Source organism: Gilvimarinus sp. 1_MG-2023, assembly GCF_030548285.1.
The window spans coordinates 1-309 of the sequence record NZ_JAUOSC010000655.1 but is presented as its reverse complement, the minus strand read 5'-3'; the positions used below and the strand labels follow the sequence as shown (position 1 = coordinate 309).

Genomic DNA, 309 nt, shown 5'->3' with positions numbered 1-309 from the left:
CCATTGTTGTCGGCCATGCCACCTGTTGTGTGGTGATTGTTTACAACAATGTGGTGGCGCGTTTTCGGCGCACTTCCGGCAGCCTGATCGAAGCCTCGATGGATCTTGGCGCGGATGGCTGGCAGACCTTTCGCTATATCCTGTTGCCAAATCTGGGCACCGCCATGCTGGCCGGGGGCATGCTGGCGTTTGCGCTGTCGTTTGATGAACTGATTGTTACCACCGTTACTGCCGGTCACGAAAAACCTCTGCCGATCTGGCTGCTGAACCAGCTGACCCGACCACGGGATGTGCCCGTCACCAACGTGG

Annotated in this window: 1 protein-coding gene; it reads left to right on the top strand. The window is 57.9% G+C overall.

The annotated features are described in order from the left end of the window. Nucleotides 1-309: ABC transporter permease (locus Q4563_RS18495; RefSeq protein WP_303605552.1), on the top strand; the 309-nt coding region annotated here is incomplete at both ends.